Here is a 23,044-nt window from a genome sequence, read left to right on the forward strand (position 1 = left end):
TGTACGACTTCACGCTGTGGTTCAGCGTAATCACAGGGTGTGACAGTGACGCCATGCAAAGGGAGATTCAGGCCGTCCGGGTCCGTACCGCCGCCTACCGGCGCGAGCGCCGGTCCGTGCGGCGGGCCAGGGAGTTCGCCCGTAGCGCGCTCGCCGACTGGGACGTGCGGCGCCGGGTGGAGGACGTCGTGCTCTGCGTGAGCGAGCTGGCCACCAATGCCGTGCTGCACGGCGTCCCCCCGGGGCGTGGCTACCGGCTGTGGCTGGCGCTGGGGGCGGAGGACGGAGTGCTGCGTGTCGAGGTGCACGACAGCGGTGACGGGGAGCCGCGGGTGCCGGAGCGGGGCCGTGCGGCCGATGAGGAGTCCGGACGGGGGCTGTGGCTGGTGTCCGTGCTGGCGGACAAGTGGGGGGTCGAGGAGCGGCGGCCGGGGAAGATCGTGTGGTGCGAGTGGTGGCCGGTATCTACCGAAAAGTTCGTTACAGCATGAAATAAAGGCAGTTCGCACGCGCGGCCGCTTTGTGGGGAAGTCCACAAAGCGGCCTATGGATCTTTTCGGGCTGCCACCCTGCACCACGGCGTGCCCGCCGGAACCTGGCGGTCCGCCTGTCCCCGTACATCCGCGCGCTCGGCACCACCCGTCACCCGGGAGTTATCGACGCCCTCTACCCGGGAAGCAGACGACGAAGCCCGTGACCGCTCTGGCTCGGTGGTGCCTGAGGCACCGCATCGTGGTGATCGTCCTCTGGCTCGCCGCCTTTGCGGGGGTTGCCACCGCGGCAGGGTCGATGGGCTCGGCGTACTCGACGGACTACGAGGTCCCGGGGACCGAGTCCGGGCAGGCCGCCGCCCTGATGACGAAGGCGTTCCCCGGGCAGTCCGGGGACAGCGACACCATCGTGTGGCACACGGACAACGGGTCGGTGCGGGCCAAGGCCGTCAAGAAGCGGATGACGCATGCGCTGCGGCAGGTCGCCGAGCTGCCCGGGGTCTCCGAGGTGCACGGCCCCTACGGGCGCACGGGCGACGCGGCGCACCGCGAGCGGCAGATCAGTGCGGACGGGCACACCGCCTACGCCTCCCTCGTCTTCGACCGGCCGACGGACGCACTGCGTGCGGGCCAGGTCAAGAAGGTGGTGGAGACGGCGCAGGCCGCCGCCCGGGACGGGCTCCACGTGGAGCTGGGCGGCGCCGGGATCGCGCTGACCGAGGCGCCCCGGGCGCAGCTGCCGGAAGTCATCGGGCTGGGGGTGGCGGCCGTGGTGCTCTTCCTCGCCTTCGGCTCGTTCGCCGCGACCCTCCTGCCGATCGTCACCGCGCTGGTCGCCGTCGGCACCGCCTCGGCCGGGATCACCCTGCTCGGCCACGTCATGACCGTCGCCGACTTCGCCCCCATGCTGGGCATGCTCATCGGCCTCGGCGTCGGCATCGACTATGCGCTGTTCATCGTCACCCGCCACCGGAGGGGCCTGCGGGCGGGACTGTCCGTCCAGGAGGCCGCCGAGCGTGCCGTCTCGGTGTCCGGGCGCGCGGTCGTCTTCGCCGGTGCCACGGTGTGTATCGCGCTGCTCGGCATGCTGGTGCTGCGGCTGGGCTTCCTCAACGGCGTCGCCCTCGCCGCCTCGCTCACCGTCGTCCTGACCGTCGCCGCCTCCGTCACCCTGCTGCCCGCGCTGCTCGGGCTGATCGGGATGCGGGCGCTCGGCCGCCGCGAGCGCCGCCGGCTGGCCGAGGAGGGGCCGCGGCCCGAGGAGCCCGCCGGCCTCGCCGTGCGCTGGTCCTCCTTCGTCGAACGGCACCCCAAGCTGCTGGGCCTGACCGCGGCCGCCGTCATGGCCGTCCTCGCCCTGCCCACCCTGGGGCTGCACCTGGGCACCTCCGACCAGGGCAACAATCCGGCCACGTCGACGACCCGGAAGGCATACGACCTCCTGGCGCGCGGCGGGCCCGGGGACGGCCACCGGGGCGGTTTCGGGCCCGGTTTCAACGGCCCGCTCACCCTCGTCGGCAGCCTGGACGGACCCAGGGACCGGCTCGCCTTCGAGCAGCTGCCGCACCGGCTGCGCGAGACCCCCGGCGTCGCCCAGGCCGGCGGTCCCGAGTTCGACGGCAGCCGCGGCACCGGCGTGATCACCGTCGTCCCGGACGGCTCCCCGCAGTCCCGGCAGACCTCCGACCTGGTGCAGCGGCTGCGCGGCGAGGTCCTGCCGCGCGCCGAGGCGGGGACCACGATGCGGGTGCACGTCGGCGGCATCACCGCGAGCTATGACGACTTCGCCTCCGTCATCGTCGGGAAGCTGCCGCTGTTCGTCGGCACCGTCGTCGCGCTCGGCTCGCTCCTGCTGCTGCTCGCCTTCCGCAGCATCGGCATCCCGCTCAAGGCCGCCCTGATGAACGTCGCGGCCGTCGCCTCGTCCTTCGGGATCGTCGTCGCGGTCTTCCAGTGGGGGTGGGGGAGCGAGCTGCTGGGGCTGGGCAGTGCCGGGCCGATCGAGCCGTTCCTGCCGGTGATCATGGTGTCGGTGCTCTTCGGACTGTCCATGGACTACCAGGTCTTCCTGGTGTCCCGGATGTACGAGGAGTGGCAGCTCACGGGTGACAACCGGCGGGCCGTACGGGTCGGCCTGGCCGAAACCAGCCGGGTGATCAACTCCGCGGCGATCATCATGATCGCGGTGTTCGCGGCCTTCATCCTCAGCGGCGACCGGATCATCGCGATGTTCGGCATCGGGCTGGCCTCGGCCGTCGCCCTGGACGCCTTCGTGCTCCGTACGCTACTGGTCCCCGCCCTGATGCACATGCTCGGCGGCGCCAACTGGTGGCTGCCCTCCTGGCTGGAGCGACGGCTGCCCCGGATCAGCATCGAACCGCCCGCGGCGGAGCATCCGCCGGTCACCCTGCCCGGTCCGCGGGACGGGGAGAGTCCGCTGGTCAGGACGTAGGGCCGGGACGAGCCCGGGCCCCGGGCCGCAACGCTGTTCGGACGCTCTCATCGGACTCTCAGACACGGCCCCTACGGTCGCGCCCATGGGAACGAGGACCACGGACACCACGGCCACGGACACGACGACCCCGGAGGCGGAGGCCCCGGACAAGACGACCCCGGAGGCGAAGGCTCCGGATGCGACGGCCTCGGACACGACGGCCTCGGACACGACGGCCTCGGACACGACGAGCAAGGACGCGACGACCCCGGACGAGGCGGCGGCTTCGGACGACGCGGCGGCCACGTACGCCACGGAGGGCCTGCCCGAGGAGGACGCTCCCCGGCCCGCCGGCGTCGCCGCCGGCGCCGGGGCCGTGGTGGCCGCGGGGCTGGGCCTGGCCTCCGTCACCGGGACCTGGCTGGGCACCCTGATGGCCGAGCGGCAGACCCTGCTGGGCCAGATCAAGCTCCAGACGGGCAAGACCACCGACCAGATCGCCGCCGTCTACGGCACCCCCTGGCACACCACCGCGCTGGTCAACGGCGTCGTCGCGGTGCTCGGCATGCTCGTCGCCGCGGTCACGCTGACCCGGGCGCGCGCCACCTGGGCACGGGCCCTGGCCTGGGGCGGACTGGCCCTCGGCGTGCTCGGCCTCGTCATCGCGGCGGGCATGTACCTCGACCTGTTCGCGGCCATGCCGAGCATGCCCAGCACGCCCCAGCCCGGCGGGCCCCCGATGGGGCACTGACACAGGGCACTGAGGCTTTCGGCGCCGGTTCCTGAGTTCCTTACGGACGGGCTCGGCGGTTTCTAAGGCTCCTATGAGGCGTCCCGCGGGTTTCTAAGGCCCCCGCGGGACGCCCCGCGCGTTTCTGAGGCCCGCACGGGCACAAAGATCGGGAACTCTCCCGATGTGAGGTACCCCCCTCGACGACGAAGGTGGAGGACGTCAGCACATCGTTCCCACCCCGTCAGGAGAGACACCATGTACCACTCCGAGCTGGAGCTCCGGGTCCGTTACGAGGAACTGCGCCGCGAGGCCGACCGCGCGCGCCTGGTACGCCGGGCCGCCGAGGGGCGTCGCGTCGCGGCCCGGTCCGGGGAGCACGATCCCGAAGGGCGGGTGAGCACGCGGCGGGGCTGGTGGGCGCGCGTCCGGCCCGCCGCCTGACCGGCCCGTCCGTATCCGACCCCGACCCCCGGAAATGAAGATCCGGACTGCCGGATTGTCAGACCTCTGTGCGATGCTCGGCAGCGTGGAGACCAGGTCCGTCAGTCCCGTGTTCGTCGGCCGCGCGGCCGAGCTGGCCGCGCTGCGCGAGGCGCTCGCCCGTATCAAGGAGTCCGGTGAGCCGCAGGCGATCCTCATCGGAGGAGAGGCCGGGGTCGGCAAGACCCGGCTGATCGAGGAGTTCACCGAATCCGCCCGCGCCCAGGGGGCGTTGGTCGCGCTCGGCGGCTGCATCGAGATCGGCTCCGAGGGCCTGCCCTACGCCCCCTTCTCCGCGGTGCTGCACACCCTCAACGCCCGGCTGCCGGAGGAGCTCGCCGCCGCCGTCGCCGGCCAGGAGGGCGAACTCGCCCGCATCCTGCCCGAATTGGGCGAGACCGCGGGCGAGAGCCATGACGAGGAGGTGGGCCGCGCCCGCCTCTTCGAGCTCACCGCCCGCCTCCTGGAGCGGCTCGCCGCGCACCGCAGCCTCGTCCTGGTCGTCGAGGACCTCCACTGGGCCGACCGCTCCACCCGCGAACTGCTCGCCTACCTCCTGCGGGCGCTGCACGACGCCAACGTCCTCCTGGTGGCCACCTACCGCTCCGACGACATCCACCGCCGCCATCCGCTGCGCCCGTTCCTGGCGGAGATCGACCGCACGCGGACGGTCCACCGGGTCGAACTGGCCCGGTTCACCCGCGCCGAGGTCCGCTCCCAGCTCACTGGGATCACCGGCAGCGAGCCCGAAGAGACCACCGTCGACCGGGTCTTCAAGCGCTCCGAGGGCAACGCCTTCTTCGTCGAGGAGCTGGCCCGCAGCCTCGCCGACGGCTGTCTGCACGGCTTGAGCGACCCCCTGCGCGATCTGCTGCTGGTGCGCGTCGAGGCGCTGCCCGAGGACGCCCAGCGGGTGGTGCGCATCGCCTCCGAGGGCGGCTCCACGGTCGAATACGAACTCCTCGCCGCCGTCAGCCAGATGCCCGAGGACACCCTCATCGAGGCGCTGCGCGCGGCCGTCGGCAGCAACACCCTGGTGCCCACCATGGACGGCACGGGCTACCGCTTCCGCCACGCCCTGGTCCGCGAGGCCGTCGTCGACGATCTGCTGCCCGGCGAGCGCACCCGCCTCAACCGCCGCTACGCCCAGGCCCTGGAGGCCGACCGCTCCCTGGTCCCCGCCGACTCCTGCACCACCCGCCTGGCCAGCTACTGGTACAAGGCCCACGACCCCGCCAAGGCGCTGCCCGCGGTCCTCGCCGCCTCCGTCGAGGCCCGCCGCCGCCATGCCTACGCCGAGCAGCTGCGGCTGCTGGACCGCGCCCTGGAGCTGTGGGACGACGCGCCCGTGGAGGTGCGCCACGGGGTCCGCCCGGTGGACTACGCCGAGGCGTACCCGGCCTGCGGCTGTGACGACGAGGCGCTGCGCTTCCTCGATCTGCTCGCCGAGATCGCGGTGGCCGCCCGGCTCTCCGGCGACGCCGAGCGGGCCTTCACCATCACCAAGCGCGCCCTGCGGTTGCTGCGCGAGGGGCACGACCCCCATCGCAAGGCATGGTTCCTGCTCCAGCGCTCCAAGCTCGTCCAGCGCACCGGCCGGGGCGACGGCTGGGAGGAGCTCGGCAAGGCGGAGGAGCTGATGCGCGGGCTGCCGCCGTCCTCGGTGCACGCCGCGGTGATGGCCGCCGTCGCCAGCTGGCAGATCCTGCACGAACCGGGCCCGGGTACCTTCGAAACGGCCGAACGGGCCGTGGAGATGGCCCGGTTGGTCGGCGACGAAGAGGCCGAGCTGAGCTCCCGGCTGACGCTGGCCGGGCTGCGGGTCGACGCGGGCGAGGTCGAGGACGGCCTCGCCGACTTCCGCAGCGTCCTCGAACGGTCCATGGACCGCAAGCACTTCTCCGTCGCCGGCCGCGGCCATATCAACCTCCCCTCCGCCCTGGAGGGCGTCGGACGCTCCCGTGAGGCCGCCGAGGTCGCCGCCCGGGGCGTCGAACTGAACCTGCGCTACGGCCTGAAGGACACCGCCAGCTGGGTCTCGGGCAACCTTGCCGAATCGCTGCACGCGCTGGGCCGCTGGGCGCAGGCCGCCGAGGCCGCCGAGCGGGCCGTGAGCCTGTCGCGGACCCCGCGGCCCCGGGCGCTGGCCGTCCACCGCCGCGCCGACCTCGCCCTGGACCGCGGCGATCTCGATGTCGCCGCACGCGAACTGACCCTCGCGCAGGAGAACTACGGCACCCACGACCCCCAGCCGCAGTACGCCATCCCGATGGCGCGGCAGGCCCTGCGCCTCGCCGCGGGCCGCGGCCGGGTCCTGGACGCCCGGAGCATCCTCGAAGCGGCTCTGGACGCCGGTTTCCCGCCCGGCACCGCACGCTACGCCTGGCCGCTGCTGTGGTCGGCCACCGCCGTCGAGTCCGACGCCCGCGGGCTGCCTGCCGCCGAGCCCGGCCGTCCGGCGGTCCTCGCCCGTATCCGGGACGCCGCCAAGAGGCTGCCCCGGTTCTCCCCGGTCTGGGCCGCCCACGCCCTCGCCGTCGAGGCCGAACTGCGCCGCGCCGAGGGCCGGGAGGCGCCCGACGCCTGGGCCGCGTCGGTCGATGCCTTCGCCCCCCTGGAGCGCCCGCACCAGCTGGCCCGGGCCTGCTACCGCTGGGCCGAATCGCTGCTGCACGGCGCCGCCGCCCGCGCCTCCGCCGGCCTGGACGGCCGCACCCCGCGCGAGGCCGCCGCCGAGCTGCTCGCCCGCTCCCACACCGCCGCCGCCTCCATGGGCGCCCGCCCCCTGGCCGACGAGATCGCCCTCCTCGCCCAGCGCGCCCGCATCCCCCTGCCCGGCCTCAACGGCACCGCCATAACGGCACCCGAGCCCGCCCCGTCCGGCGCCGAGGCCGCCCCCGTGGCATCCCTGGGCCTCACCCCGCGCGAACGGGACGTCCTACGGCTGGTGGCCGACGGCCGCAGCAACCGCCAGATAGCCGACGCCCTGTTCATCTCACCGAAGACCGCCAGCGTCCATGTCTCCAACATCCTCGCCAAGCTGGGCGTCTCCGGCCGCGGCGAGGCGGGCGCGGTCGCCCACCGGCTCCGGCTCTTCGGCGAGCCGTTGGTCGGCTGACGCCCCGGCCGACCGCCTCCGGCCGACCGCCCCCGGCCGCGCCTCAGCCCGCGTCCTCCGAACGCGCGGGCGCGGCGCGCGGCCCGGGCGCCCGGACGACGACCGTCCCCGACGCGAGGTCGATCGGGCCCTCCCCGGGATCCCCGTCCCCCACGTCATCGACCACGAGCGACATCTTCTGCCGCTCCTCGTCGGTGTGCTTGCGGCCGGGTGCGAACAGTTCCTCGACGACATTGAACACCGCGTCCCCTCTCGGCATGACCTCCCCGCAAGCGGGAGGTACCCCCACGCCCGCGGGCGGGAGACACCCCCGCCCCGCCCCCAAGTCTAGGCAGGCCGTTCGAAAACGGGACCGGTATGCGCAGAAAGGGCCTAGCTCACCTTCAGCCGGAGAATCCGGTCATCTCCCTTACGGGGCTTGCCCCGCCCGTCGGTATTGCTCGTGACCAGCCACAACGACCCGTCCCCGGCCGCCACGACGGTGCGCAGCCGCCCGTAGGTGCCCTTGAGGAACGCCTGCGGGGCCGCCACGGGCTTCGTGCCGTTCAGGGCGATCCGCCACAGCCGTTCGCCGCGCAGCGACGCCATCCAGATCGAGCCCTTGGCGTAGGCGATCCCGCTGGGCGAGGCGTCCTCGGGCTTCCACTGCTCGACCGGATCGCTGTACCCGGAGCCGCTCTGCGCGCCCGTGGCCCTGCCCTCCACCTCGGGCCAGCCGTAGTTCCGGCCCGGCTCGATGAGGTTGAGCTCGTCCCAGGTATGCTCCCCGAACTCCGAGGCCCACAGCCGATTGCCGTCGTCCCAGGCCAGGCCCTCGACATTGCGGTGACCGTAGTCGTAGACCACCGAATCGGCCCGGGGGTTGCCGTGCACCGGCTCGCCGTCCGGCGTCATCCGCAGGATCTTGCCGCCCAGCGACTTCTTGTCCTGCGCGAGCCCGGTGTCGCCGGTCTCGCCCGTACCGGCGTAGAGCATCTTGTCCGGGCCGAAGGCGATCCGCCCGCCGTTGTGGATCTCCCCCTTGGGGATGCCGCGCAGAATCGTGTCCGGTGCGCCGAGCTGGTCGCCCGGGGCGCGGTTCTCGTCGTAGATCATGCGCGCGATGCGGTTGTCGGAGGCGGTGGTGAAGTACGCGTACACCTCGCGGTCGGAGCCGAACGACGGGGACACCGCGAGCCCCAGCAGCCCGCCCTCGCCTCCCGCGTCCACGCCCGGTACCGACCCCACCTTCGTGGTCTTCCCGTTCTCCGCCGACACCCGCACGATCGCCCCGGTGTCGCGGGAGCCGACCAGCAGATCGCCGCCCGGCAGGACGGCCACGCCCCAGGGGGACTTCAGCCCGGTGGTCAGCGTGCCGACCACCTTGACCGAGCCCTTGGCGGGCGGCGCGGTGGCGGAAGGGGCGGCGCTCGGCGACGCCGTCGCGCCGGGGCCCGTGCCCTTGGGGGTGGCCGAGCCGCCCCCCGCGGCGGCCGGCGCGCCACCGGAGGAACAGCCGGCCGCCAGGAGCAGCGAGGCGGCGGCCAACACGGCGGTGTGGGAACGGCGTTGCACGGAAGGGGTCCTCTCGTCGGCGGGGCGCCACAAGCAGTCCAAGCAGACCACATCGCGGCGGCGGGACGGGTCGGCGCCGCGCCTCCGGTGCCGCGGTGCGGCCCGCGGGCGCGCCCACGGATCACGCCGTCAGTACCACGACTCCCGCGCCGGCGGCAGCGCCGCGATCTCCGCCAGGTCCTCCCGGTCCAGGACCAGGTCCGCGGCCTTGGCGTTCTGCGCCGCCCAGCGCTCCTTCTTCGTCCCCGGTACGGGGACCACATGGCGCCCCTGGGCCAGTACCCACGCCAGCGCCACCTGACCGGGCGTCGCGCCGTAGCGGGCGCCGATCCGCCGCAGCCCCGCGACCACCGGCTGGTTGGCCGCCATCATCTCGGCGGTGAACCGGGGGTGGCGGGCCCGCAGATCCTCCGGTTCGAAGCCCTGGCCCGGGGTGAGCGTGCCGGTCAGATAGCCGTTGCCCAGCGGCATCGCCGCCAGGAAGCCCACGCCCCGGGACTCGCACCACGGCAGCAGCTCCTCCAGGGCGTGCCGCGACCACACCGACAGCTCGGCCTGCACACTGCTGACCGGGAACACCTGCTGGATGCGCTCCAGTTGGCGCAGTGTGTCGTCGTGCATCCGGGACCCGGGGCGGCGCCCGGTGCCCGTACGGCGCGCGGAACGGGCCGCGCGGGGCGGCCGTACCGCCCGCGCCCCCACCGCGCACAGCCCCAGGGACCGCACCTTCCCCGCGGCCACCAGCTCCGCCATCGCGCCCCAGGTCTCCTCGATGGGCACCTCGGGGTCGGCGCGGTGCAGCTGGTAGAGGTCGATGCGGTCGGTCCCCAGCCGGCGCAGCGAGGCGTCACAGGCGCGTTTGACGTAGCCGGGGCGCCCGTTGGCGACGACATGCTGCTCGCCGACCAGCAGCCCGCATTTGGTCGACACGAACGCGTCCTCGCGCCGCCCCTTCAGCGCCCGGCCGACCACGAGTTCGTTGGTGAAGGGCCCGTACATATCGGCGGTGTCCAGCAGGCTGCAACCCCGGTCGAGGGCGGTGTGCACGGCCCGCAGCGAACCCTCCCCGCTGCGCTGCGAGGCGGTGTACCCCCAGCTCATCGGCATACAGCCCAGTCCGACGGCGCCCACTTCGAGGGCCGCCGCACCGATTGTCCTGCGCTCCACCTGGTCGTGCCTCCGTCCCCTCGCCCCCGATCAAGGGCCCTTAGGGCGCTTCTGATGGATCTCCGCGGCGTCCACGGAGATCCATCAGAAGCGCCCTAACCAAACTAACGTCTGTACCAAACGCCTTTTCGCATAGCCTGCGGCCATGGCATCAACGCACCACCGCGCCGGCACCGGGGACGTCTGGCTCCCCCTCCAGCCCGACCTGATCGAGGGCCTGCCCGAGGGGCTGCGCTACCTCCACTGGGATGCCGGCCCGGACTACCCCGGCGACCCCGCCGACTGCGTCTTCTACGTCGTGCCCTACATGAAGGACGCCGCGGTCTGCCTGCGGCCGCTGTCGCTGATGCGCCGGGTCGAGGCCGTGCAGACCCTGACCGCCGGGGTCGACTCCGTGCTGCCGGGCCTGCCCTCGATGCCGCCCGGCGCTCGGCTGTGCAACGCCCGCGGGTTGCACGACGCCAGCACGGCCGAGCTGGCGCTCACCCTGACGCTCGCCTCGCTGCGCGGCATTCCCGAGTTCGTACGGGGCCAGGACGCCGAGGAATGGCGGGCGGGCTTCCAGCCGGCGCTGGCCGACAAGTCCGTCCTCATTGTGGGCTATGGTTCGATCGGCAGTGCCATCGAGGACCGGCTCACGCCCTTTGAATGCGCGCGGGTTTCGCGCATCGCGCGCACCGCACGTGAGACCGTGCGCGGCCCCGTGCATCCACTCTCCGAGCTGTCCGCCCTCGTGCCCTCCGCGGACGTCGTCATCCTCGCCACTCCGCTCACCGCAGAGACCCGTGGCCTGGTAGGACGCGATGTCCTGGCCCGGATGAAGGACGGCGCACTCCTGGTGAACGTCGCCCGCGGCGCGATCGTCGACACCGCCGCACTGCTGCCCGAAGTGATGTCCGGACGGCTGCGCGCGGCACTCGATGTGACGGATCCGGAACCCCTGCCCGCCGGGCATCCGCTGTGGCACGCTCCCGGCGTGCTCATCACTCCACACGTCGGGGGCCCCAGCTCTGCCTTTCTGCCCCGTGCGAAGCGGCTTCTGCGCGACCAGTTGACGCTTTTCGCGGCCGGGGAGCCGCTGCGCAATGTGGTCGCCACCGCCGGCGAGGACGCTTGCGCGTAGCACTACGAGGCCGTACGACTGCACAGCGTGTCCGCCACTCCGGGGTCAGTCACACTCCGTAGATACCCTATGTCCCTGAGTGACGGATCTGGTGTATCGTCCGGATCGGGGACAGCGCCCAACTGGACGGCGCGCGCGAAGGATCCGGAACTCGAGGGGGGCGACGGGCGATGCACGGTCGATGGATGAATCGCGTCACGCGCGATCCACGAGCGCCCGGGGCGATACTGCACGACCTGCGGGCATCCCGGTCGCGGCGGCGCCGCGCACGGGCCGGCAGGAGGCCGCGGTGAGCGCCCCGGGGGCGGTGCTCTCCCGCCCGTCGGCCCCCGCCGGCGGCCCGCAGAGCATGGTGCCGCAAGTCGCTCTGGCCGTGGTCTGCGGCGGCTACGCGCTCGGCGCGGCCCTGGGCTGGGGGTCGCACGAAATCGCGCTGTTCATGGGCGACTTCGGCCTCAGCGCCGCCGCCCTGGTGGCCGCCGTCTCCTGCGCCCTGTACGCCCGCCGCCACCGCACCAGCCGCTTCCGCCCCGCCTGGATGCTCTTCGCCGCCTCCTCCGCGATGGCCGGCCTCGGCAACGGCGTCTGGGGCTGGTACGAAGTCGTGCTGCGCGCCGAGGTGCCCAGCCCCTCCCTCGCCGACTTCTGCTTCCTGCTGTTCGCCCCGCCGGCCATCGTCGGCCTGCTGGTGCTCGCCAAAAGACCGGTCAGCCGCGCCGGTTGGGTCTGCCTGGGCCTGGACGCCTGGCTGATCGCCGGCTCCCTGGTCACCCTCTCCTGGAGCCTCACGCTCGCCCACACGACCCACTTCCAGGGCACCAGCGTCGCCCAGAGCGCGCTCTCGCTGGCCTATCCGCTGCTGGACATCGTGCTGGTGAGCATGGTGCTGGTGCTGCACTTCCGGCGCTCCTCGGTGCACCGCTCGGCCATCAACACCGCCGTGGCGGCCCTGGCGCTCACGGTGCTGTGCGACGCCCTGTTCAGCTCGCCGCTGCTGCGCGACCACTACCGCTCCGGCCAGATCCTGGACGCCGGCTGGTTCGCCGGGTCGATACTGCTCGCCTACGCGCCCTGGGTCGCCCGCCGTACGCCCGGGGAGCCGGCCGCCGACGACCTCCAGCGCACCGCCCGCCGCCCCCAGCCGCCCGGCAGCCGCCCCATCGCCGGCTCGCTGGCCGCCCTGACCCCGTATCTGGCCGCCGCCGTCTGCACGCTGGGCATCCTGACCAACGTCCTGGACGGGCGGCGGATCGACAAGGTGGTGCTCTTCACCGGCTGCACGGTCGTCCTGGCGCTCGTCGTGCGCCAGGGCATCATGCTGCTCGACAACATCACCCTCACCCAGGAACTGGCCCAGAAGGAGAACCACTTCCGCTCCCTGGTGCAGGGCTCCAGTGACGTCATCATGATCGCCGCCCCGACCGGCGTCCTGCGCTACGTCAGCCCCGCCGCGGCCGGAGTCTACGGCCGCGACGCCGAGGAGCTGGTCGGCTCCGAACTGGCCTCGCTGATCCACCCCGAGGACCTGGGACGCGTGGTGCACGAGGTACGACGGTTCCTCGCCGCCTCGCCCGAGAAGGAGCCCACCACCCGGATCGAATGCCGCTTCCGGGCCGGCGACCGGCGCGTGGGCGGCGACGGCTGGCTGAACGTCGAGTCCACGGTCAACCGCCACCACGGCGGCCTGATCTTCAACTCCCGCGACGTCACCGAGCGGGTCCGCCTCCAGGCCCAGCTCCAGCACAACGCCTCCCACGACGCCCTCACCGACCTGCCCAACCGCGCCCTGTTCACCGAGCGGGTCAGCCAGGCGGTCACCGGCCGCCGCGCCAGTGATCACGACACCGCCGTGCTCTACATCGACCTCGACGGCTTCAAACAGGTCAACGACACCATCGGCCACCAGGCGGGCGACGAACTGCTGGTGCAGGCCGCCCGCCGGCTGGGCGAGTCGGTGCGCTCGGGGGACATAGCGGCGCGGCTCGGCGGCGACGAGTTCGCGGCACTGATCACGGGCGACGGCACCCGCGACCACACCGCCCGCGAACTGCGCGTCCATGAGATCGCCGACCGGCTGCGCATCAAGCTCTCCGAGCCGTACCGCATCGACGGCCGCGACGTCCGCGTCGCCGCCAGCATCGGCGTCGCCTTCGCCGACCCGGGCGTCACCCCGTCCGCGCTGCTGCGCAACGCCGATATGGCGATGTACCGCGCCAAACAGGCCGGCAAGGGCCGGGTGGAGATGTACGCCCCGCAGATGCAGGCCGAGGTGGTGCAGCGCGCCGAGCTCGCCGGCAAACTGCGCACCGCCCTGCACGACGGCGAGTTCACGCTGCTGCACCAGCCGGTCGTCGAGCTCTCCAGCGGCAAGGTCACCGCCCTCGCCGCCCACGCCCGCTGGCGCTCCGCCGAGGGCATCCTGTTCACCCCCCACGAGTTCCTGCGGGTCGGCGACCGCGGCCGGCGCACCGAGGACGGCGCACGGGCCGCGGAGCTCAGCCGCTGGCAGCTGGAGGAGGCCCTGGAGCAGGCCGGTGCCCGGCACCGCGCCGGCCACCCGGTCCCCGTCGCCGTCCGCCTCTCCGCCCGCCGCCTGATGGACCGCGCGATGCCGCCCAGGACCGTCGAGACGCTGCTGGACCGGCACGGCCTGCCGCCCGGTTCGCTGGTGCTCGAACTGTCCGACAGCGACCCGCGCATTCCCTTGGACGAACTGGAGCGCCGCCTGGTCGCCCTGCGCCGGCTGGGCGTGCGGATCGCCCTGGACGGTTTCGGTAGCGGATACGCCGCGATGGCGCTGCGCCGGCTGCCCGTCGACGTCCTGCGGCTGGACCGCGGCATGATCGACGGCGTGGTGGAGTCGCCCCGGCTGCGCAAGATCACCGCCGGTCTGCTGCGGATCGCCGCCGATCTGGGGATGCAGTCCGTCGCGGACGGCGTCGATCTGCCCGAACAGGTCCTGGCGCTGCACTCCATGGGCTGCACCCACGGCCAGGGCCTGGCGTTCTCCGGACCGCTGGACGAGCCCCGGCTGCGGTGCGCGCTGGCCCGCGGCGCCTACCCGGTGCCCGACCTGGCCGGGGAGAGCCGCGCGGTGGTGCTCAGCGGCAGTGCGGTGCCCGCGCGGCGGGGCGCCGCCGCGGCCCCGGAATCGCTCGTGCATCCGCCATTGCGCTCAAATAGTGAGACCTCCGTCCCACCCACTTGACACTCGGTGCACGACAGGGGGAGGGTCAGTGCCATGCGCACCCGAATTCTCGTACTTGGACAGCGCGTCAGCTGAAGCCAGGGCCCGAAGATGCCCGGCGAACCGCTCCGACGCGCTCCCCTCGCTTGCCACTAGGCACGGGGGGTTTTTTGTTGCATAGCAACCTCACAAACCCCGCCAAATCCCGTCAAAAACCCTCAGCTTCGAGAAGAGACGCAGATGACCGAGCAGGCCTCCGGGGCCCACCATCCGCAGCCGCGGGCCCGTAACGCCGGCGGACCGCAGCAGTCCGCCACCGTCGAGCACGTCACGGGCGCGCAGTCCCTCATCCGTTCGCTCGAGGAGGTCGGGGCCGACACCGTGTTCGGCATTCCCGGCGGTGCGATCCTGCCTGCGTACGACCCGATGATGGACTCCTCGAAGGTCCGGCACATCCTGGTCCGTCACGAGCAGGGTGCCGGACACGCCGCCACGGGATACGCCCAGGCCACCGGCAAGGTCGGCGTGTGCATGGCGACCTCGGGGCCGGGCGCGACCAACCTCGTCACCCCGATCGCCGACGCCCACATGGACTCCGTCCCGCTGGTCGCGATCACCGGTCAGGTCGCCTCCAAGGCGATCGGCACGGACGCCTTCCAGGAGGCGGACATCTGCGGCATCACCATGCCGATCACCAAGCACAACTTCCTGGTCACCGACCCCGCCGACATCCCCCGCACGATCGCCGAGGCGTTCCACATCGCCTCGACCGGCCGCCCCGGCCCGGTCCTGGTCGACATCGCCAAGGACGCCCTCCAGGCGCAGACCGTCTTCAGCTGGCCGCCGCACACCGAACTGCCCGGCTACCGCCCGGTGACCAAACCGCACGCCAAGCAGATCCGCGAGGCCGCCCGGCTGATCGTCGAGTCCAGGCGCCCGGTGCTCTACGTCGGCGGCGGCGTCCTCAAGGCCGGCGCCACCGCCGAGCTGAAGGTCCTCGCCGAGCTGACCGGCGCGCCCGTCACCACCACCCTGATGGCACTGGGCGCCTTCCCCGACAGTCACCCCCAGCACGTCGGCATGCCCGGTATGCACGGCTCGGTCACCGCCGTCACCGCCCTCCAGAAGTCCGACCTGCTGATCACCCTGGGCGCCCGCTTCGACGACCGCGTCACCGGCAAGCTCGACTCCTTCGCCCCGTACGCCAAGGTGGTCCACGCCGACATCGACCCGGCCGAGATCGGCAAGAACCGCGCCGCGGACGTGCCGATCGTGGGCGACGCCCGCGAGGTCATCGCCGATCTGATCGTCGCCGTCCAGGCCGAGCACGCGGCCGGCCACAAGGGCGACTACAGCGCCTGGTGGAAGGACCTCAACCGCTGGCGCGAGACCTACCCGCTGGGCTACGACCTGCCGGAGGACGGCACCCTCTCCCCGCAGCAGGTCATCGAGCGGATCGGCAGGCTCGCCCCCGCCGACACCATCTACGCCGCGGGCGTCGGTCAGCACCAGATGTGGGCCGCCCACTTCATCAATTACGAGCGGCCCGCCACGTGGCTGAACTCCGGCGGCGCCGGGACCATGGGCTACGCCGTGCCCGCCGCGATGGGCGCCAAGGCCGGCGAGCCGGGCCGTACGGTCTGGGCGATCGACGGCGACGGCTGCTTCCAGATGACCAATCAGGAGCTGGTCACCTGCGCGCTGAACAACATCCCGATCAAGGTCGCGATCATCAACAACGGCGCGCTGGGCATGGTCCGCCAGTGGCAGACCCTCTTCTACAACCAGCGCTACTCCAACACCGTGCTGCACTCCGGCCCCGAGGCTGACGGCAAGCAGCCCTCGACGGGCACCCGTATCCCGGACTTCGTCAAGCTGTCCGAGGCGATGGGCTGTGTCGCGATGCGCTGTGAGAGCCCGGACGAGCTCGACGCGGTCATCGCCAAGGCCAATGCCATCAACGACCGCCCGGTCGTGATCGACTTCATCGTCCACGAGGACGCCCAGGTGTGGCCGATGGTCGCCGCCGGCACCTCCAACGACGAGGTCATGGCCGCCCGGGGCGTGCGTCCCGACTTCGGCGACAGCGAAGACGACTGAGCCCGCCGCGACACGGACGCACGGAAGAAGAGAGAAGACGAATGTCCAAGCACACGCTCTCCGTCCTGGTGGAGAACACCCCCGGCATCCTCGCCCGGATCGCCGCCCTGTTCTCCCGCCGCGGCTTCAACATCGACTCCCTCGCGGTCGGTGTCACCGAGCACCCCGACATCTCCCGCATCACCATCGTCGTCAGCGTCGAATCGCTGCCGCTGGAGCAGGTCACCAAGCAGCTCAACAAGCTCGTCAACGTCCTCAAGATCGTCGAGCTGGAGCCGGGCACCGCCGTCCAGCGCGAACTGGTCCTGGTCAAGGTCCGCGCCGACAACGAGACCCGCTCGCAGATCGTCGAGATCGTCCAGCTCTTCCGCGCCAAGACCGTGGACGTCTCCCCGGAGGCCGTCACCATCGAGGCCACCGGATCCAGTGACAAGCTGGAGGCGATGCTCAAGATGCTCGAGCCGTTCGGCATCAAGGAACTGGTCCAGTCCGGCACCATCGCCATAGGCCGAGGCGCCCGCTCCATCACGGACCGCTCGCTGCGCGCCCTGGACCGCACGGCCTGACGCCGCGGTCCGGCCGGTCTCACACCGGACCGGACCGTATGGCGAGACCCCCAAACCTTCCCCACCCCGCCCGCGTACTGTGTGGGCAACCAGCTAGATCCAAGGAGATACCCCAAGTGGCCGAGCTGTTCTACGACGACGACGCCGACCTGTCCCTCATCCAGAACCGCAAGGTCGCGGTGATCGGATACGGAAGCCAGGGCCACGCCCACGCGCTGTCCCTGCGCGACTCGGGCGTCGACGTGCGCGTCGGTCTGCACGAGGGCTCCAAGTCCAAGGCCAAGGCCGAGGAGCAGGGCCTGCGCGTGGTGACGCCCGCCGAGGCGGCCGAAGAGGCCGACGTCATCATGATCCTGGTGCCGGACCCGATCCAGGCCAAGGTCTACGAGGAGTCCGTCAAGGACCACCTCAAGGACGGCGACGCGCTGTTCTTCGGCCACGGTCTGAACATCCGGTACGGCTTCATCAAGGCCCCGGCCGGCGTCGACGTCTGCATGGTCGCCCCCAAGGGCCCGGGCCACCTGGTGCGCCGCCAGTACGAGGAGGGCCGCGGCGTGCCGTGTATCGCGGCCGTCGAGCAGGACGCCACCGGTGGCGCCTTCGCGCTGGCGCTCTCGTACGCCAAGGGCATCGGCGGCACCCGCGCCGGCGTCATCAAGACCACCTTCACCGAGGAGACCGAGACCGACCTGTTCGGCGAGCAGGCCGTGCTCTGCGGCGGCACCGCCGCCCTGGTGAAGGCCGGCTTCGAGACCCTGGTCGAGGCGGGCTACCAGCCGGAGATCGCCTACTTCGAGTGCCTCCACGAGCTGAAGCTGATCGTGGACCTCATGTACGAGGGCGGCCTGGAGAAGATGCGCTGGTCGGTCTCCGAGACCGCCGAGTGGGGCGACTACATCACCGGCCCCCGCATCATCACCGACGCCACCAAGGCCGAGATGAAGAAGGTCCTCGCCGAGATCCAGGACGGCACCTTCGCCAACAACTGGATGGCGGAGTACGAGGCCGGTCTGCCGAAGTACAACGAGTACAAGAAGGCCGACGAGGACCACCTGCTGGAGACCACCGGCAAGAAGCTGCGCAAGCTGATGAGCTGGGTGGACGACCAGGCGTGAGTCCACCGGACAAGGGGTCGCGGCGAAGGCCGCGGCCCCTTCGTCCGTACCCGGTGCGGCGCCTGCGCAAGATCGGCGGCGCCGCATTGTCCACCGCGTAGAACCTCGCACGGGTGATCCTTACGCTTCGGCGCGAGCCGTATCCCCCCGCGCCACTACACTCAAACCCAATAAGCGCGTCAGGCTCACAACGTCGTGCGTCTTCCACGCGGCTTTCCCCCTTCACCGCCTTCGGCCGTCGGGACGGCCGTCCGCGAAGGACTAGTGAGGACTGAAGACCACGTGAGCACTGCCTCTGCCAGCAAACCCGTCGTACTCATCGCCGAAGAGCTGTCGCCCGCCACCGTCGACGCCCTCGGCCCGGACTTCGAGATCCGCCACTGCAACGGTGCGGACCGTGCCGAGCTGCTGCCCGCCATCGCCGACGTCGACGCGATCCTCGTACGCAGCGCGACGAAGGTGGACGCCGAGGCGATCGCCGCCGCCCGGAAGCTGAAGGTCGTCGCCCGCGCCGGTGTGGGCCTGGACAACGTCGACGTCTCCGCCGCCACCAAGGCCGGCGTGATGGTCGTCAACGCCCCGACCTCCAACATCGTCACCGCCGCCGAGCTCGCCTGCGGTCTGCTGGTCGCCACGGCCCGCAACATCCCCCAGGCCAACACCGCCCTGAAGAACGGCGAGTGGAAGCGCAGCAAGTACACCGGCGTCGAGCTCAGCGAGAAGACGCTCGGCGTGGTCGGCCTCGGCCGGATCGGCGTGCTGGTGGCCCAGCGGATGTCGGCGTTCGGCATGAAGGTCGTCGCCTACGACCCCTACGTCCAGCCGGCCCGCGCCGCGCAGATGGGCGTCAAGCTGCTGACGCTGGACGAGCTGCTGGAGGTCTCGGACTTCATCACCGTCCACCTCCCCAAGACCCCCGAGACGGTCGGCCTGATCGGCGACGACGCGCTGCACAAGGTCAAGCCCTCCGTCCGGATCGTCAACGCCGCACGCGGCGGGATCGTCGACGAGGCGGCGCTGGCCAGCGCCCTCAAGGAGGGCCGGGTCGCGGGCGCCGGCCTGGACGTCTACGCCGTCGAGCCGTGCACCGACTCCCCGCTGTTCGAGTTCGACCAGGTCGTGTGCACCCCGCATCTGGGCGCCTCCACGGGCGAGGCGCAGGAGAAGGCCGGTATCGCGGTCGCCAAGTCGGTGCGCCTGGCGCTCGCCGGGGAGCTGGTTCCGGACGCCGTCAACGTCCAGGGCGGCGTGATCGCCGAGGACGTCAAGCCGGGGCTGCCGCTGGCCGAGCGGCTGGGCCGGATCTTCACCGCGCTGGCCGGCGAGGTCGCGCTGCGCCTCGACGTCGAGGTGTACGGCGAGATCACCCAGCATGACGTCAAGGTGCTCGAACTCTCCGCGCTCAAGGGCGTGTTCGAGGATGTTGTGGACGAGACGGTCTCGTACGTCAACGCCCCGCTGTTCGCGCAGGAGCGCGGTGTGGAGGTGCGGCTGACGACCAGCAGCGAATCGCCCGAGCACCGCAATGTGGTCACCGTGCGCGGCACCCTCGCGGGCGGCGACGAGGTGTCCATCTCCGGCACCCTCTCCGGCCACAAGAACGTCCAGAAGGTCGTGGCGGTCGGTGAGCACGCCATAGACCTCGCGCTCGCCGACCACATGGCGTTCCTGCGCTACACCGACCGCCCCGGCGTCGTCGGCACCGTCGGCAAGATCCTGGGCGAGGCGGGCATCAACATCGGCAATATGCAGGTCTCCCGCGAGACCGTCGGCGGCGAGGCGCTGGTCGCGCTGACCGTCGACGACACCATCCCCGCCTCGGTGCTCGCCGAGATCGGGCAGGAGATCGGCGCGACGTCCGTGCGCGCGGTCAACCTCGGCTGAGCCATCGGGCCACGCTCGGCGAGGGGCCGGGTTCCGCTGCGGCGGGCCCGGCCCCTTCGTCTGCGCCGGCCCCTTCGATTTCACTCGAACGGAGCAGTGCGGCCCTCCCGACTCGCTGACGCGGTCCTCGCGGCGCGCAATGGGAACTGCACGCGCCCCCGGCGGCGCGTGCGGAAGGAGAGGAGGCGCCATGAACGCACCGCTGGGTGAGACCCCGCAGCATCTGACCGGGCTGACCGTGGTCGACAGCCAGGGCTCCAAGGTGGGCACCGTCCAGCAGGTCTACCGTGACGACGCCACCAACGCCCCCGAGTGGATCACCGTGCGCACCGGGCTGTTCGGCATGAAGGAGATCTTCGTCCCGCTGGCCGGGGCCCGGCGGACCGGCGGCGAACTGCACGTCCCGTACCCCAAGGACACCATCAAGCACGCGCCTCGGATCGACGCCAACGGCCATCTCGACCCCTCCGAGGAGGCGGTCCTCTACCGCCACTACGGCCTGATCCGGCCGCCCGACCCGGCGCCGCCGGCCCCGCCCCCGGACCCGCCGGCCGCATAGCTCGCCGGGCTCTCCTGCGTACGTCTGGTACGGGCACGGTGCCTGCTGGAGAAGGGGTACGCGCGCTCCCCCGCCGGCCGCGGGCCGGTAGGGGTCACAGCCGCGCCGCCTTGAGCGCGATGTGCAGCAGCAGCCGGTCCTCGCCCTCGTCGAGGTCCAGTCCGGTCAGCTTCTCCACCCGGCCCAGGCGGTAGTAGAGGGTCTGCCGGTGGATGCCCAGGGCCTGGGCGGCGCGCCCGGCCTGGCCCGCGCAGTCCAGGAACACCTCGGCGGTACGGGCGAGTTCGGCGTGCGCGGGGGCCAGCAGCGCCGCGACGGCCGGGTCCGGGCCGGGGGCGGGCAGCGCGGTCAGCAGACGGTAGGCGCCGATGGCGTCCCACTGGGTGACCGGGCCCAGCCGGGGTTCGGCGCGGGCGGCGCGGGCCGCGGCCAGGGCCTGCCGCCAGGCGTCCGGGAGTGCGGACAGATCCTCGGTGCCGGTGCCGATACCGGCGGCGCGGGGGCGGGGCCCGCGCGTACGGCCCCCGGCGGCCCCGCCCGCTCCACCGGTCCCGCCCGCCCCTCCGGCCCCGGCGCGCGGCGAGCGCAGCAGATGCTCGGCCACCGTACGGGCCGGGGTGAGCGCGCCCGGTGAACGCAGCCGTACCAGGCCCGCCAGGGCGCCGTCCGCCGGGAGCGCACACGCCGCCAGCAGTCCCGGCAGGTTCGGCAGCGGCGCCCCGTCGGCCTCCGTCGTCTCCCACGGCAGCACCGCCACCAGCGTCAGCGGCGACCCCGGTGGGAAGCGCAGGGTGTCGCGCAGGGCGTCGCGCAGCGCGGCCTCGGCGGTGAGCCGCTCATCGGCCGGGCAGGTGAGCAACTCCCGGAGCAGATCGCCCAGTTCGGCCCCGGCGCGGGCCTCGTCGGCCAGCAGGGCGCCGATCCGGGCGGCGGTCTCCATGGCCTGGGCGATCCGCGGGTCCGGGGGAGTGCCCCGGCCGCCCAGCTCCAGATCCGTCAGATGTCCGTCGTCCAGCAGCCAGACATAGCCGTGCACGATCCCGCGATGGCGTACCGGCAGACAGATCCGGCCGCGGAAGACACCGGCAGCCGGGTCCGGCGGAATGCGCAGCGGTGTGGTGGCACGGGTGATCCCGAACGCCTCGAACCAGGCCCGTACGGCCGCCGACGACCGACGCTGGAGGATCGACCGGGTCCGTACCGGGTCCATGACCTCGTCGTCCTCGCCCTCGTGGGCGCCGAACGCGATCAATCCGAAGTCCCGGTCCTCCAGCGTCGCCGGTGCGCCGAGCGCCGCCGAGATCTCGTCCACGAGCTGCTGGTAGTCGCCCCGCATCCGCCGCCCGGCCCCTTTCACCGCTTCCGCCGTCACTGCTGTCCCTCACCCCCCATTCTCATACATCTGTCTGAGATCCCGGCCACGAAGGCGTGACAGCTGTCGATGGCCGGAAGATGGCGCGATCCTTAAGTTTCAGGTGGCTCATGTTGCTGCCGCGCGCTGCCGCCAAGGCGTCCGCCCCGGCATTTGTCATCCTGAACGTGGAGGTGCCCCATGCTGGGTCCCGTGCTTCTCGCCGCCTCGCGCAGCGACAGCATCCGCCGCATCGTCGCGGCCGCTCCGGTCACCCGCCCCGTGGTGGACCGCTTCGTCGCAGGTGAACGGCTGGCCGAGTCCATGACGGTGGTCCGGTCGCTGGCCGCCCGCGGCCTGGAGGTCACCCTGGACTTCCTCGGCGAGGACATCAGCGACCCGGCCGAGGCGCTGCGCAACCGCGACGCCTACCTCCAGCTGGCCGAGGCCCTCAAGGAGCAGGGGCTCGGCACCAAGGCCGAGATGTCCGTCAAGCTGTCCGCCTTCGGCCAGGCGCTGCCCGGCGGCCATGAGCTGGCGCTGAAGAACATCACTCCGGTGGTCGAAGCCGCCGCCGAGGCCGGTACGACGGTGACCCTCGACATGGAGGACCACACCACCGTCGACTCCACCCTCGCCATCCTCGCCGAGCTGCGCGCCCGTTTTCCCCAGACGGGCGCCGTGGTGCAGTCCTATCTCTTCCGCACCGAGGACGACTGTCACGCCCTCGCCGGGGAAGGCTCCCGGGTGCGGCTGGTCAAGGGCGCGTACAAGGAGCCCGCGACCGTCGCCTACCAGGACAAACGCGAGGTCGACAAGGCATATGTCCGCTGCCTGAAGATCCTGATGGCCGGCCAGGGCTACCCCATGATCGGCTCGCACGACCCCCGGATGGTCGCCATCGGCCAGGAGCTGGCGCTTCGCAACGGCCGCAAGCCCGGCGACTTCGAGTTCCAGATGCTCTACGGCATCCGCGAGGCCGAGCAGCAGCGGCTGGTCGCCGAGGACCACCGCATGCGGGTCTACATCCCCTACGGCACCGACTGGTACGGCTACTTCATGCGCCGTCTGGCCGAACGGCCCGCGAACCTGGCGTTCTTCCTGAGGTCCTTGGCGACCCGCGGATGATCGACAGCAGAAAGCGCCTCTTCGGCTGGGGGTCCGGGGGTTATCCCCCGGGAG

The 23,044-nt window shown here is 72.1% G+C and carries 17 protein-coding genes; 13 read left to right on the top strand and 4 right to left on the bottom strand.

Translation table 11 applies throughout. The features are described 5' to 3' along the window. Positions 1 to 53 precede the first annotated feature (53 nt). The 5 genes from B1H19_RS28170 to B1H19_RS28190 all read left to right on the top strand — a co-directional run bounded on the left by B1H19_RS28170 (position 54) and on the right by B1H19_RS28190 (position 7,256). On the top strand, positions 54 to 491 hold the full coding sequence (locus B1H19_RS28170) for an ATP-binding protein (RefSeq protein WP_083107540.1): 438 nt from the start codon (positions 54 to 56) through the stop codon (positions 489 to 491). Between the two features lie 202 nt (positions 492 to 693). Further along, positions 694 to 2,943 (top strand): MMPL family transporter, encoded by a 2,250-nt coding sequence (locus B1H19_RS28175; RefSeq protein WP_083107541.1) that lies wholly within the window; start codon positions 694 to 696, stop codon positions 2,941 to 2,943. Positions 2,944 to 3,028: 85 nt separating this feature from the next. Continuing rightward, positions 3,029 to 3,676: a hypothetical protein gene (locus B1H19_RS40000; protein WP_083107542.1), complete on the top strand. Its 648-nt coding sequence runs from the start codon at positions 3,029 to 3,031 to the stop codon at positions 3,674 to 3,676. Between the two features lie 237 nt (positions 3,677 to 3,913). Next, positions 3,914 to 4,099: a hypothetical protein gene (locus B1H19_RS28185; protein WP_083107543.1), complete on the top strand. Its 186-nt coding sequence runs from the start codon at positions 3,914 to 3,916 to the stop codon at positions 4,097 to 4,099. Positions 4,100 to 4,172: 73 nt separating this feature from the next. Next, positions 4,173 to 7,256 carry a helix-turn-helix transcriptional regulator gene (locus B1H19_RS28190; protein WP_083107544.1) on the top strand — a complete coding sequence of 1,028 codons (3,084 nt, stop codon included), beginning with the start codon at positions 4,173 to 4,175 and terminating at the stop codon, positions 7,254 to 7,256. A gap of 43 nt (positions 7,257 to 7,299) precedes the next feature. Here the strand turns inward: B1H19_RS28190 and B1H19_RS28195 are convergent, their stop codons facing one another. The 3 genes from B1H19_RS28195 to B1H19_RS28205 form a co-directional block, all read right to left on the bottom strand. After that, positions 7,300 to 7,497, bottom strand: coding sequence for a DUF6191 domain-containing protein (locus tag B1H19_RS28195; RefSeq protein WP_083107545.1), 198 nt, complete (start codon positions 7,495 to 7,497; stop codon positions 7,300 to 7,302). A 131-nt stretch (positions 7,498 to 7,628) separates the two neighbouring features. Next, entirely contained in the window at positions 7,629 to 8,810 is a 1,182-nt protein-coding gene (locus tag B1H19_RS28200) for a PQQ-dependent sugar dehydrogenase (protein WP_083107546.1), read from the bottom strand. Between the two features lie 129 nt (positions 8,811 to 8,939). Next, entirely contained in the window at positions 8,940 to 9,977 is a 1,038-nt protein-coding gene (locus B1H19_RS28205) for an aldo/keto reductase (RefSeq protein ID WP_203237246.1), read from the bottom strand. A gap of 145 nt (positions 9,978 to 10,122) precedes the next feature. Here B1H19_RS28205 and B1H19_RS28210 point away from each other — a divergent pair, with 145 nt between their 5' ends. The 7 genes from B1H19_RS28210 (at position 10,123) to B1H19_RS28240 (ending at position 20,511) form a co-directional block, all read left to right on the top strand. After that, positions 10,123 to 11,100 carry a 2-hydroxyacid dehydrogenase gene (locus B1H19_RS28210; RefSeq protein ID WP_083107547.1) on the top strand — a complete coding sequence of 326 codons (978 nt, stop codon included), beginning with the start codon at positions 10,123 to 10,125 and terminating at the stop codon, positions 11,098 to 11,100. A 349-nt stretch (positions 11,101 to 11,449) separates the two neighbouring features. Continuing rightward, positions 11,450 to 14,308: a putative bifunctional diguanylate cyclase/phosphodiesterase gene (locus B1H19_RS28215; RefSeq protein WP_418361526.1), complete on the top strand. Its 2,859-nt coding sequence runs from the start codon at positions 11,450 to 11,452 to the stop codon at positions 14,306 to 14,308. A gap of 219 nt (positions 14,309 to 14,527) precedes the next feature. Beyond that, entirely contained in the window at positions 14,528 to 16,387 is a 1,860-nt protein-coding gene (locus B1H19_RS28220; protein WP_083107549.1) for an acetolactate synthase large subunit, read from the top strand. 41 nt (positions 16,388 to 16,428) lie between these two features. After that, positions 16,429 to 16,953, top strand: coding sequence for an acetolactate synthase small subunit (gene ilvN, locus B1H19_RS28225; RefSeq protein WP_030064020.1), 525 nt, complete (start codon positions 16,429 to 16,431; stop codon positions 16,951 to 16,953). 116 nt (positions 16,954 to 17,069) lie between these two features. Beyond that, complete coding sequence (gene ilvC, locus B1H19_RS28230; protein WP_083107550.1) at positions 17,070 to 18,068, top strand: ketol-acid reductoisomerase; 999 nt, start codon at positions 17,070 to 17,072, stop codon at positions 18,066 to 18,068. Positions 18,069 to 18,350: 282 nt separating this feature from the next. After that, positions 18,351 to 19,952, top strand: coding sequence for a phosphoglycerate dehydrogenase (serA, locus tag B1H19_RS28235; protein WP_083107551.1), 1,602 nt, complete (start codon positions 18,351 to 18,353; stop codon positions 19,950 to 19,952). Between the two features lie 190 nt (positions 19,953 to 20,142). After that, entirely contained in the window at positions 20,143 to 20,511 is a 369-nt protein-coding gene (locus B1H19_RS28240; protein ID WP_083107552.1) for a PRC-barrel domain-containing protein, read from the top strand. A 94-nt stretch (positions 20,512 to 20,605) separates the two neighbouring features. Here B1H19_RS28240 and B1H19_RS28245 read toward each other — a convergent pair whose 3' ends face one another. Further along, complete coding sequence (locus B1H19_RS28245; protein WP_083107553.1) at positions 20,606 to 21,847, bottom strand: PucR family transcriptional regulator; 1,242 nt, start codon at positions 21,845 to 21,847, stop codon at positions 20,606 to 20,608. Between the two features lie 216 nt (positions 21,848 to 22,063). On the opposite strand from B1H19_RS28245, the gene B1H19_RS28250 reads away from it, so the two are divergent. Then, complete coding sequence (locus tag B1H19_RS28250) at positions 22,064 to 22,990, top strand: proline dehydrogenase family protein (protein WP_083107554.1); 927 nt, start codon at positions 22,064 to 22,066, stop codon at positions 22,988 to 22,990. Positions 22,991 to 23,044 lie beyond the last annotated feature (54 nt).

It is taken from the genome of Streptomyces gilvosporeus (assembly GCF_002082195.1).
In the GTDB taxonomy this organism is placed as follows: domain Bacteria; phylum Actinomycetota; class Actinomycetes; order Streptomycetales; family Streptomycetaceae; genus Streptomyces; species Streptomyces gilvosporeus.